The organism is uncultured Sphingomonas sp. (assembly GCF_913777625.1).
Lineage (GTDB): Bacteria > Pseudomonadota > Alphaproteobacteria > Sphingomonadales > Sphingomonadaceae > Sphingomonas.
Map to the genome: position 1 here is coordinate 86728 of NZ_CAJYTI010000020.1, position 13035 is coordinate 99762.

At 67.0% G+C, this 13035-nt stretch carries 7 protein-coding genes; 4 read left to right on the top strand and 3 right to left on the bottom strand.

All coding sequences use genetic code 11. From position 1 onward, the window contains the following. Positions 1-6: 6 nt before the first annotated feature. Positions 7-1497: an MFS transporter gene (locus tag QZ814_RS10430; RefSeq protein ID WP_294331684.1), complete on the bottom strand. Its 1491-nt coding sequence runs from the start codon at positions 1495-1497 to the stop codon at positions 7-9. A 2-nt stretch (positions 1498-1499) separates the two neighbouring features. Next, positions 1500-2528 (bottom strand): LacI family DNA-binding transcriptional regulator, encoded by a 1029-nt coding sequence (locus QZ814_RS10435; protein WP_294331687.1) that lies wholly within the window; start codon positions 2526-2528, stop codon positions 1500-1502. 264 nt (positions 2529-2792) lie between these two features. Here QZ814_RS10435 and QZ814_RS10440 point away from each other — a divergent pair, with 264 nt between their 5' ends. The 4 genes from QZ814_RS10440 (at position 2793) to QZ814_RS10455 (ending at position 10592) form a co-directional block, all read left to right on the top strand. Continuing rightward, on the top strand, positions 2793-5609 hold the full coding sequence (locus QZ814_RS10440; protein ID WP_294331689.1) for a TonB-dependent receptor: 2817 nt from the start codon (positions 2793-2795) through the stop codon (positions 5607-5609). 68 nt (positions 5610-5677) lie between these two features. Beyond that, a complete protein-coding gene (locus tag QZ814_RS10445; protein ID WP_294331690.1) occupies positions 5678-7189 on the top strand; it encodes a tryptophan halogenase family protein in 1512 nt (503 codons plus the stop codon). After that, positions 7186-8979, top strand: coding sequence for an alpha-amylase family glycosyl hydrolase (locus QZ814_RS10450; protein WP_294331693.1), 1794 nt, complete (start codon positions 7186-7188; stop codon positions 8977-8979). Before QZ814_RS10445 ends, QZ814_RS10450 begins: the two co-directional genes overlap by 4 nt. Positions 8980-8984: 5 nt before the next feature. Next, entirely contained in the window at positions 8985-10592 is a 1608-nt protein-coding gene (locus QZ814_RS10455; protein WP_294331695.1) for an alpha-glucosidase family protein, read from the top strand. A 57-nt stretch (positions 10593-10649) separates the two neighbouring features. Here QZ814_RS10455 and QZ814_RS10460 read toward each other — a convergent pair whose 3' ends face one another. Beyond that, complete coding sequence (locus QZ814_RS10460; protein WP_294331697.1) at positions 10650-12689, bottom strand: amidohydrolase family protein; 2040 nt, start codon at positions 12687-12689, stop codon at positions 10650-10652. Between the last annotated feature and the right edge of the window lie 346 nt (positions 12690-13035).

A 13035-nucleotide genomic window follows, 5' to 3' on the forward strand; every position in this document is an offset into this window, starting at 1 on the left:
CGCCCTTTAATCCCGCGACAGCGCCGCCACCCGCAGCATCGCCAGCGCCGCCAACAGCAGCGTCGCCGCAGCGAAGGCCATGGTCCAGATCGGCTCGCCGGGGAAGAAGCGCTTCATGATCGAGCCCATCACGGTCGCGACCAGCAGTTGCGGCACCACCACGAACACGTTGAACAGGCCCATATAGATACCCAGCTTCGCCTGCGGCAGGCTGGAGGCGAGGATCGCATAGGGCATGGCGAGGATCGACGCCCAGGCGATGCCGATGCCGATCTCGCTGGCGACCAGCCAATGGGGATCGCGCACCAGGAAGAAGCTGGCATAGCCCGCGGCGCCGCAGACCAGCCCGAAGATGTGCGTCCGCGCCTTGCCGAAGCGGGCGGAGAGGAAGGGCAGCAGCGTCAGCGCCGCCACCGCGGCCACGCCGTTATAGGTGGCGAACAGCACGTCGACCCAGTTGGCGCCCTCCTGATAGCCGGCGCTCTTCGGATCAGGGGAGCCGTAAAATACGCCCGCCACGATCGGCGTGGTGTTGATCCACATGATGAACAGCGCCGACCAGCTGAAGAACTGCGCCACTGCCAGCCGCTGCATGAGCTGGGGCATGCCGGCAAAGTCGCCGACGATATGGCCGAGCATGCTCGCCTTGCCCGCCCGCGCCCGCAGGATCGCAACGATCTGGGCGAGGCCATAGGCGATCAGCAGGCCGCCGAGCAGATAGACTTCCTTCTCCAGCGCGAACCGCGCGACCGCGAGCACGACCAGCGCCCCGGCCACGATCCATGGCAGCCCTGCCGCCGGGCGTCGTGCTGCGAGCAGCCGCACCGCCGCGCCGTCGTCCGCCGCAGCGGGGCCGTCGAAGGTCGCCATTTCGGCCGGGCTGTATTCGCGCGTCGTGAGGACGGTCCACAGCACCGAGCAGAACAGCGCCGCCCCGCCGAACCAGAAGGCGTACTTGACCGTGTCCGGCACGCCGTGCGCGACCGCGGCGTTGGATACGCCGAGATGTTCGAGCGCCCAGGGGAAGATCGATCCCAGCACCGCGCCCATGCCGATGAACGCCGTCTGCGCCGCATAGCCGGCGCTGTGCTGGTCCTTTCGGAGCATGTCGCCGACAAACGCGCGGAACGGCTCCATCGAGATGTTGAGCGACGCGTCGAGCACCCACAGCAAGCCGGCCGCGAACCACAGGGCCGGGCTTTCCGGCATCAGCAGCAGCGCCAGCGCGGCGAGGATCGCGCCCCCCAGGAAATAGGGTCGCCGCCGCCCGAGCCGGCCCAGCCAGGTCTTATCGCTGAGATGCCCGATGATCGGCTGCACGAGCAGTCCGGTCAGCGGCGCCGCAACCCAGAGCGCGGGCAGATCGTCCAGCCGCGTACCCAGCGACTGGAAGATGCGGCTCATGTTCGCGTTCTGCAGCGCGAAGCCGATCTGGATGCCGAAAAAGCCGAAGCTGATGTTCCACAGGCCGGCGAAGGACTGGCGCGGCTTCTCCACCCTCACGCCCCGCACGACTTGCGGACGATCAGCTTGGTCGGCAGCAGCGCAGGGCCCACCGGCTTTTCGCGGATGCGCCCGATCAGCGTCTCCACCAGCGTGCGGCCGGCCAGGCGCGCATCCTGCATCACCGTCGTCAGCGGCGGGCTGGCCGAACTGGCCGCCGGAATATCGTCGAACCCGATCACCGAAACATCCTCTGGAATGCGCTTGCCCGCGGCCTGGAGCGCCCGCATCGCGCCGATCGCGATCAGGTCGCTCGCCGCGAGGATCGCGTCGAACTGCGCGCCGCTGTCGAGCAGCGCCTGGGCTGCGGCCGCCCCGGATTCCTCCGTGGTGATCGCGTCGATCTGGAGCGCCGGATCCTCGGCGATGCCTGCGCCGGCCAGCGCCTGGGCATGGCCGCGGTAGCGCTCGTGAAACTCGGGATAATGGCTCGACGCCGTACCCAAAAATGCAATGCGCTTGGCGCCGAGCCCGAGCAGGTGCCGCGTCGCCTCGGCCCCGCCGCCGCGATTGTCGCAGCCGACGGTCAACCCGGCGCCTTCGGACAGCACCGATCCCCAGCGGACGAAATGGGTGCCGGCATCCTGCAGCGCCTTCAACCGGGCGCGATACAGCTCGAAATCGCCATAGCCGAGCAGGATCAGGCCATCGGCCTTGCGCGCATCCTCATAATCGGTGTGCCAGTCGCTGGAGAGCTGCTGAAAGCTGATCAGAAGATCGTGATTATGCTCTGCGCACGTTCGAATGATCGATCCCAGCATCGAGTGAAAAAAGGGATTGATCAGCGAATCGTCAGACGTGGGGTCCTCGAAGAACAGCAGCGCCAGCGTTTGCGAATGTCGTGTACGAAGATTGGAGGCGGCCTTGTCGACGCGGTAGTTCAACTGCTTAGCAATCGACTCGATACGCAGCCGCGTTGCCGGGTTGACCCCCGCCTCGCCACGCAGCGCGCGCGAGACGGTGGGCTGCGAAACCCCCGCCAGCTGCGCGATATCGAATGATGTAGGCTTGCGCTGCATGCCCATCCCGCTTCCTCCCGGCGTGCGGCCGTCCTCGCCGCATCGCATATTATGCATGGGCGCGCAGGCGCCCCCACGTCAATCGTCCCGATGGTGCCAAAAGGCCGCAGCTGCCCCGTATCCGGCCTGAATACGTATGTGAGCGGCTGGCCTCCATACCCCCTTTTGCAAGATTGAATGCGGCGCTGCGCAGATCCAGCGCATCCCGCATGGGGCGGGTATCATCCGGCCACCCAAGAGCCGGCAGAACAGACGAGATTGGGGAGAGACATGGTATTCAGCACGTTCCGCGGCCGTCGCGCCGCACGTATCGCCCTCGGCGCCAGCGCCGCCGCGATCGCCTTCAGCTTCAGCACCGCCGCCGTCGCGCAGGATGCCGCCACCCCGGCCGCCGATGCGCAGGACGTCCAGCAAGGTGAGACGATCACCGTCACCGGCTTCCGCGCGGCCCTCGCCTCCTCGGCTAACATCAAGCGCAACAATGCCCTGATCGTCGACGCGGTATCCTCCGAGGACATCGGCAAGCTGCCCGACGTCTCGATCGCGGACTCGCTGGCGCGCATCCCGGGTGTCACCGCCCAGCGTCTTGAAGGCCGCGACCAGCGCCTGTCGATCCGCGGCCTCGGCCCCGACTTCTCCACCACGCTGCTCAACGGCCGCGAGCAGGTGACCGTCGGCGACAATCGCGGCGTCGAATATGACCAGTATCCCTCGGAATTCTTCAAGAACGTCAACGTCTACAAGTCGGCCGACGCCTCGCTGATCGCGGCTGGCGTCGCCGGCACGGTCGACCTGCGCATGCTGCGCCCGCTCGATCAGAAGCGCACCTTCGTCGTCGCCGCACGCGGCCAGCTGAACGAGGAAAAGGCACTCAACCCGGACGGCACCCGCTACGGCTATCGCGCCTCGGCCACCTATGTCGACAAGTTCATGAACGACACGCTGGGCATCGCGCTCGGCGTCTCGGCGCAGAACACGCCGACCCAGATCGAGCGCTATGCGGCCTGGGGCTTCCCCAAGGAGTCCAATGCCGGCAACAACCTCTTCCTCGGCGGTGCCAAGCCCTATGTGCAGTCGAACCTGCTCAAGCGCTATGGCGGCGTCGCGACCGTGGAATGGCAGCCAAGCGAGAATTTCCACTCGACCTTCGACGCGCTCTATTCGCACTTCGAGGAAACCCAGCGCCTGCGCGGCATCGAGTTCCCGATCGCCCCGGCCTATGGCTCCAACGCAACGATCCAGCCCGGCTACACGGTGACCAACGGTCTGGTGACCAGCGCGACACTGACCAACGTCGTCGCCGTCCAGCGCAACGACTATAACAAGCGCAAGGCCGAGAATTATTCGTTCGGCTGGAACAACGACCTGAAGCTGAGCGACAGCATCCACTTCGTCGTCGATGCCAGCTGGAGCCACGCCAACCGCACCGACTTCCTGCTCGAGACCTATTCCGGCACCGGCTATAACCAGTCGGGCGCGAAGGACACGATCAAGATCAACCAGACCGCGAACGGCACCTACAGCATCGTGCCGACGCTCGACTACACCAACACCAATGTCATCAAGCTGACCGATCCGCGCGGCTGGGGCTATAACGGCACCCAGGCCGTGGTGCAGGCCGGCTTCCTCAACCGCCCGGACTTCGAGGACGACCTCAAGTCGCTGCGCGCCAGCTTCAACGGCGAGTTCAACGGCAGCATCGTCAAGAGCTGGGAAATCGGCGGCAATTTCAGCCGTCGCGAGAAGAAGAGCCGCTACACCTCCTACTTCCTGTGCCCGCCGGGCGGCGGCACGAACTGCACGGTGGCCAGCGGCACGCCGACCAGCTTCTCGGTGCCTGCGGACGCGGTGCTGAGCCAGCAGGTCGCGCTCGCCTATCTCGGCGTGCCGAAGATGCTGACCTATGACCCGCTCAAGGTCTACAGCCTGCTCAACGCGGTGTACGACAACCGCCCGGACTCGCTGGTGCGCGACAACACCATCACCGAGAAGGTCTATACCGGCTACGCCAAGGTCAACATCGACGGCCTGGTCGGCGGCAAGGCGCTGAAGGGCTCGCTGGGCGTGCAGGTGGTGCATACCGACCAGGGCTCGTCGGGCGCGATCGCGGCGCTGCAGAACGGCGTGGTCACCACCTCGCCGGTGAAGGACAGCACCAAGTACACCTATGTCCTGCCCTCCGCGACCTTCAGCCTCGAGCTGATGCCCGCCTTCTACGTCAAGCTCGGCGCGGCCCAGACCATGGTCCGCCCGCGCCTCGACCAGGAGCGCATCACCCAGGCGGTGGGCATCGACCTGTCGAAGCTCGGTCTCGGCAGCCTGCCGCAGAACAGCCCGTTCAGCTCGAACGGTGGCAATTTCCGCCTGCGGCCGTACCAGTCGACCAACATCGACGTGTCGGTGGAAAAGTATCTGCCCGGCGGCGGCTATCTGGCGCTGAGCGGCTTCTACAAGCACCTCACCAACTTCGTCGATCCGAACAACAGCACGCTGTACGACTTCTCGGCGCTGCTTTCGGCGGTGCCGCCGGCGGCGGCAGCGATCATCCGCTCGCAGAACGCGCAGTTCGGCCTGGTATCGACGCCGGCCAATACCGGCCGCGGTGACATCCTGGGTGCGGAAGCGACGGCGTCGGTGCCGTTCAGCACCTTCGCTCGCGCGCTCGACGGGTTCGGCGTGTTCGCCAGCGCGACCTATGTCGACAGCCGCGTCGTCTATGGCAGCAACCCGACCCAGGCGGTGACCATCCCGGGCCAGTCCAAGTGGATCGCCACCGGCACTGCCTATTTCGAGAAGAACGGCTTCCAGGCACGGGCCACCTATCGCTGGCGCGACAGCTTCCTGGCGGAGCTGGCGGGTCTCTCGGCCAACCCCGAGTTCCGTACCGGCAGGTCGGAAGGCGTGCTCGATGCGCAGATCGGCTATGAATTCCAGGCCGGTCCGCTCAAGGGTCTGTCGATCCTGGCGCAGGCAAAGAACCTGACCGACCAGCCCTTCGTCACCACCGAGGCCGGCGACCAGCGGCTGGTGCGCGAATATCAGCGCTACGGCCGGGATTATTACCTCGGTATCACGTACAAGTTCTGAGGATCGGCGGCCCGGTTTTCCGCTTGGGGAAGACCGGGCCGTACCGCCGGCACCGGAGGGGGTTCGCCATGGCAACCGCAGCACCATATCGTATCGTCGTCGCCGGTGGCGGAACGGCCGGGTGGATGACCGCGGCGGCCCTGATCCGCTTCCTCGGCCCCGGCTTTACCGTCACGCTCGTCGAATCCGATGCAATCGGCACGGTGGGCGTCGGCGAGGCGACCATCCCGCAGATCCGGTTGTTCAACGCCAGCCTCGGCATCGACGAGGATGCGTTCGTCGCGGCGACGCAAGCGACCTACAAGCTCGCCATCGAATTCGTCGGCTGGACCCAGGGCGGCCGCTACATGCACGCGTTCGGCGATGTCGGCCGCGACAACGGCCTGCTCGCCTTCCGCCACACCTGGCTGCGCGGGCTGTCCGAGGGCGTAGCTGAGCCGCTCGCCGCCTATGCGCTCAACAATGTCGCGGCGCTCGCGAACCGGATGCAGCGCGGCCCGGCGCGCACGGCCCGCGTGCTGCCGGAAATGCCCTATGCCTTTCACTTCGACGCCGGGCGCTACGCCCGCTTCCTGCGCGACTATGCGGAAACGCGCGGTGTCGTTCGACACGAAGGCCGGATCGAAGCCGTCGCGCGCGCCGGCGAGACCGGCGACGTGCAGGCCCTCCATCTCGATGGGGATCGCCGGATCGAAGGCGATCTGTTCCTCGACTGTACCGGCTTCCATGCACGGCTGATCGGCGAGGCGATGGGCGTCGGCTACCGTGACTGGTCGCACTGGCTGCCCTGCGACCGTGCGCTCGCGGTGCCCAGCGCTCGCGCCAGCGACTTCACCCCCTATACCCGCGCGACCGCACATGCTGCCGGCTGGCGGTGGCGGATCCCGCTCCAGCACCGCACCGGCAACGGCATCGTCTATTCGAGCCGTCACCTGTCCGACGACGAGGCTGCCACGACACTGTTCGAGGGGCTGGACGCGCCGGCGCTGGCCGACCCGCGCCCGATCCGCTTCTGCGCGGGGCGACGAGACCGGGCCTGGGCCGGCAACGTTATCGCGATCGGGCTCGCCAGCGGCTTTCTCGAACCGCTGGAATCGACCAGCATCCACCTCATCCAGTCCGCCGTGGAGCGCGTGCTCAAGCTGTTCCCCGGCCGCCGGCCCGCTGCGCCGCTGCGCGACGCGTACAATGCGCAGGCCGTGCACGAGATCGAGCGCATCCGCGACTTCATCCTCCTCCATTACGCGGCCAACGACCGCGACGAGCCCTTCTGGCGCGAACGCCGCGAAACACCCCTGCCCGACGGCCTGGCCGAGAAGATCGCGCTGTGGCGCGGGGGCGGCGAGATCGTTCGCGAGGACGGGGACCTGTTCAGCGACGTCGCTTGGCTGCAAGTGCTTGTCGGACAAGGCATCACTGCCCAGGGATATCATCCCCTCGCCGATCAGCCGCCGCGCGCCCAGATCGCCGAATATCTCGACCTGCTCGCCAAGCTGAACGCCCGCGAAGTCGCCCAGATGCCCAGCCATGAAGAATTCGTCCGCGCGCATGGCGCCGCGGACACGGAGATTGCCGCGTGATCCGCAAGACTGCCCTCGCCCTGCTCGCCAGCGCGCTAGCCGCGACGCCCGTCGCCGCCCAGACCTATCGCGATCGGCTGCCCGAGGATGAGGTGCTCTACTTCCTCCTGCCCGATCGCTTCGAGAATGCCGATACCGGCAACGACCGCGGCGGCCTGACCGGCGACCGGCTCGTCACCGGCTTCGATCCGACGTCGAAGGGCTTCTATCATGGCGGCGATCTGAAGGGCGTGATCCGCCGGCTCGACTATATCCAGGCGCTGGGCGCCACCGCGATCTGGGTCGGCCCGATCTTCAAGAACAAGCCCGTCCAGGGGCCGAAGGGGCAGGAATCGGGCGGCTATCACGGTTATTGGATCACCGATTTCACCCAGGTCGACCCGCATTTCGGCACCAATGCCGAGTTCAAGGCGCTGGTGGATGCGGCGCACGAGCGCGGCATCAAGGTCTATATGGACATCGTCGTGAACCACACGGCGGACGTGATCCAGTATCGCGAATGCGGCGATTGCAGCTACCGCAGCCGCGCCGACTATCCGTACAGCCGCAAGGGCGGCGTCACCGGCGCGGCCATCAACCCAGGCTTTGCGGGCGACGACAACCACAGCGCGGCCAACTTCGCCAAGCTCACCCGACCGGATTATGCCTACACGCCGTTCGTCCCCGAGGCGGAGAAGAGGGTAAAGGTCCCCGCCTGGCTCAACGATCCGATCTATTACCACAATCGCGGCGACTCTACCTTCAAGGGTGAGAGCTCGACCATGGGCGATTTCGTCGGGCTGGACGACCTGATGACCGAGCATCCGCGCGTCGTCGCCGGCATGATCGAGATCTTCGGCGGCTGGATCGACCGCTTCGGCATCGACGGCTTCCGCATCGATACCGCGCGCCACGTGAACCCGGAATTCTGGCAAGCCTTCGTCCCCGCCATGCTGGCACGCGCCAAGGCCCGGGGTATCCCCAACTTCCACATCTTCGGCGAGGTCGCCGATCCGGAGGTGGCGGCGCTCGCCCAGCACACGCGCGTCGACAAGTTCCCCGCGGTGCTCGACTTCGCCTTCAACCAGGCGGTGACCGACGTGATGAGCGGCAAGGGCACCGATCGACTCGCCAAGGCCTTCGCCGCCGATGTGCTGTACGAGGGCGGCGAAGCCACCGCCCGCCGCCTGCCGACCTTCGTCAGCAACCATGATGCCGGCCGCATCGCCACCTTCATCCGCCAGGCGCTGCCCAAGATCGGGCAGGAGGAACTGCTCCAGCGCGTCGAGCTCGCCCAGGCGATGCTGCTGCTGCTCCGCGGCGTGCCGACGATCTATTCGGGCGACGAACAGGGCTTCGTCAGCGACGGCAACGACCAGGACGCGCGTGAGGACATGTTCGGCAGCCAGGTGGCGAGCTACAACGACAACACGCTGCTCGGCACCAGCGCAACCACCGCCACCGCCAGCTTCAACCCCGGCCACCCGCTGTTCCGCGAGATCGCGACCCTTGCCCGGCTGCGCACCAGCCATCCGGCGCTCACCCGCGGCCGCCAGGTCACCCGCTTCGCCAGCGAGAAGCCCGGCCTGTTCGCCGTCTCCCGCTTCGATCCGAAGACCGGCGCGGAGACCGTGATTGCCTTCAATACCAGCCCCGAGCCCTGGACCGGCAACGTCCAGGTCGAGACCGGCTCCACCGATTTCCGCACCCTGGCGGGCGCCTGCCCCGCCGGCGCTGTCGCCCCCGGCAGCCTTTCCCTTTCCCTTCCCGCGTTCGGCTACGCCGTGTGCGCGGCCGGAGCGCCCAAGTGAACCTGATGTCGATGCGTGACCTTTCCACCGAAACCCGGCCCTGGTGGCGCGGCGCGGTGATCTACCAGATCTATCCGCGCAGCTTCGCGGACTCGAATGGCGACGGTGTCGGCGACCTGCCCGGGATCACCGCGCGGCTCGATCATGTCGCGGCGCTGGGCGTGGATGCGGTGTGGATCTCGCCCTTCTTTACCTCACCGATGCGGGACTTTGGCTATGACATCGCCGATTTCTGCGGCGTCGATCCCGTGTTCGGCACGCTCGAGGACTTCGATGCGCTGATCGAACGTGCGCATGCACTGGGCCTCAAGGTGCTGATCGACCAGGTCTATTCGCACAGCTCGGACCAGCATCCCTGGTTCCGGGAGAGCCGCACCAGCCGGACCAATCCGAAGGCCGACTGGTATGTCTGGGCCGATGCCAAGCCCGATGGCAGCCCACCCAACAACTGGCAGTCCGTCTTCGGCGGCCCGGCCTGGACCTGGGACGCGCGGCGCGGCCAATATTATCTCCACAATTTCCTGCGCGAGCAGCCCGACCTCAACTTCCACAATCCGGAGGTGCAGGCCGCCACGCTGGCCACCGCCAAGTTCTGGCTCGATCGCGGCGTCGACGGCTTCCGGCTCGATGCGATCAACTTCACGATGCACGATCCCGAACTGCGCGATAACCCGCCTGCGCCGGACACGGGGCTCCCCCGCACCCGTCCGTTCGACTTCCAGCAGCACATCTACAATCAGAGCCACGCGGACATCCCGCTGCTGCTGGAGAAGCTGCGTGCGCTGGCGGATCGGTATGCTGGCCGCTTCACCGTGGCCGAAGTCGGCGGACCGTCGCCGGAAGCCGAGATGCACCTGTTCACCGCCGGCGAGACGCGGCTGAACAGCGCCTATGGCTTCAACTTCCTCTACGCGGATCGCCTGACCCCCACGCTGGTGCGCGACGCCGTTGCCGAATGGCCCGACACGCCGGGCACGGGCTGGCCGAGTTGGGCGTTCGAGAACCACGATGCCCCCCGCGCGCTCTCGCGCTGGGTCGCACCCGACCACCGCGCCGCCTTTGCCGCGATGAAGATGCTGTTGCTGCTTTGCCTGCGCGGCAACGCCATCCTTTATTATGGCGAGGAACTGGGCCTCACCCAGGTCGACATCGCCTATGAGGACCTGCAGGACCCGGAGGCGATCGCCAACTGGCCGCTGACGCTCAGCCGCGACGGTGCCCGCACGCCGATGCCCTGGGTGGCGGACGCACCGCAGGCCGGCTTCTCCGCCGCACGGCCGTGGCTGCCGCTCGGTCCCGACCACAGCGCGCGCGCCGCCGATGTCCAGCAGGCCGATCCGGCCTCGCTGCTCCGCCTCACCCAGCGACTGATCGCGCTCCGCCGCGCGCATCCGGCGCTGGTCGAGGGATCGATGGAGGTCCTGCACGCCGACGCGGCGCTGCTCGTCTTCACCCGCACGCTCGGCGACGAGCGCCTCGTCTGCGCGTTCAATCTCTCTGACTCCGAGGTTCTGGTGCCTGCCGGGCTCCTCGACGACGCAACCCCGGTCGAGGCGCTCAACGGCGCCACCACCACCCAGCTTCCACCCTACGCCGCGCTGCTCGCGCGCTGAGTCCCCTCCCCACCCGGGAGACCTTTGGGGGCTGGCCCGATGCCAGCCCCCAATTTTTTACTTGGGCATGCCGCTCAGACCGCTGGCCTTGCGCAGCTGGTCACCGTCGAGGCGATAGCCGTCGAGGAACACGGTGTGGACGTGCCGCAGGTTGCGGATGTCCTTCTGCACGTCCCCTTCCACCAGAATGATGTCGGCGGTCTTGCCCGGTGCGATCGAGCCGACCCGGTCCGCCATGCCCACCATGCGGGCGGGCACGATGGTCGCGGTCTGCAGCGCCTCGCCATTGGTCAGGCCGGCCTGCTGGTACAGTTCCAGCTCGCGCACCAGCTCCACGCCATAGCCGTCGGTACCGGCGACGATCGGCACCCCGGCCTGGTGCAGCCGTCCGACCACTTCCACCATCTTGCCGAAGCTCTTGCGGAAATCGGCGCGCGTCAGCCCGTCGAACAGCGGATAGCCGCCGATCTTCCAGCCGCGTGCGACCGCCGGCGGCGCGACATCGGCGAAGGCCGCATATTCCGGCGGCACCGCGCTGCCGTCCGAGGTCATCAACGGTTCCCAAACGGTCAGCGTCGGATCGATGATCGTCTTGCGCTTGGCGAGCTCGGCATAGAAGGCGCGCAGCTCGGGCGAGTCCAGGTTGAGGTCCTTGCCATACTTGGCCGGTCCCTCCAGCCGGGCGGCGGTATTGGCCTTGTCGACCACGTCCTGCGGCATCGCCTGCATCAGGATGAAGTTGATGTGGGTGACCTCGTCATAGCCCGCCTGCACCGCGTCGAGCGGACGCATGTGTGCGGGCACATGGCCATGGACGTGGAGGCCGAGCTTGTGTGCCTCGGCCGCCGCCGGTGCGATCCAGGCCGGGTCCATCGAGGTGTAGAATTTCACCCCCCACATGCCCGCGGCCTTGATCTTGTCGACCGCCGCGATCGCCTCCGCCGCCGAGGAGACGGTGAGCGCCCCCTGGGCCGCCAGCGGATCCTTCTTGTCGATGATCACCGAGACCTTGCCGTCCGGTGCCAGCAGGTCGCCTGCCGCGCGGCGCTTGAAGATGCTCTGCGCATCCTCGATCGAGGATCCCGGGCTGCGATAATTGGTCATGCCGGTGGCCACGTTCTGGAGCAGGTTCCAGTCGTCGCCGACATGCTGGTGCGAATCCCACAGGCCGGGCAGCAGCGTGCGGCCGCGCCCGTCGATCACCGTCATGTCCTTGGTCGCGCGGATGCTGCCAGCAGGCCCCATCTTGGCGACCTTGCCGTCGGCGATCAGTACCGCCTGGTCCGGCAGATAGTTGCCGCGGACCGAGTCGAACAGCAGCACATGGTCGACCAGCGTCGGCGTCCGGTTGGCCGGGCTGAGGAAACGGTGCGCCACCTCGCGCACCATCGCGGCGGTTTCCTTGTCCTGCACCTCCTTCAGCTTCGGGCCGGCGGCCTCGAAACCGGCGGGCAGGAACACCATGCCGCCCGAAAAGCCGAAGAAGCGGTTCTGCGCGTCCAGCCAGACCGGCGAGGGCGAAAAGCCGGTGCCCTGCACGAAGGCGAGCTTCAGGGTCTTCTTGCCCCCGGGCCCGTCGACTTCGACCGCCTTGCCGATGGTGATGCTGGCATGGCCGTTGGGGAGCAAATCGATGCCTGCGGGCCCGGCCGCGACCAGCGCGTTGATGTCCTGCTCGCCCGCCAGCCAAGGGCCGCCATAGCTGTTGTAGCGTGCCTTGCCGAACGGCTTCTCGCCCGAATCCACCGCCGTCTTCCAGCGGGCGACGCCCGCGCCGTCGACGCTGAAAGTCTCGGTCGCGTCGCCGCTATCGGTAAAGCCGCGCACCGCCAGCGCGGTCGGTCGACCATCGGGGCCGATCGTCACCACCTCGTCGGTCTCGGTGACCCAGCCGCGCAGCGACATCGACATGCGGTAGGCGATCCGGCCGTCGGGCAGCATCCACGACCAGACGTCGCCATGCTTCCCCGCGGTGGAGCTGATCGTGTAATGGCGCGCATCGGCGGGCGCGGTCATCAGATCCGCCTTCTGAGTCTGTGCCGCAGCGGGCAGAATCGCCGCGGTGGCGAGCAACAAGCCAAGACGAACAGCGCGCATCGGATCCCCCTTTTCTCTTCCGCACCTGTCTGACACGGCAGCGTAACGCGCGCAAATGCGACATTTCTACGTGTCATTGGTGCGAAAGCCACAGCTGCAGGCAAAGCCGATGGTCTGGCCATTCGCCCATTGACGGCCAGACCAAAGCATGAAAGATAACGCTAACATGTAGCGCTAACATGACGCGGGCAGCATAGACCCGCGCGCAGCGGGGATGAGGAAGCATGGGGCTCAAGACGCACATGTCGCCGTACAAGAACAGCACCGGGCCATAGGGGCGCCGGGCGCTGCGTCGCGCTGCGCCAGACCGGACCCACACCGCCACCACCCGCATCGACTGTAGCGC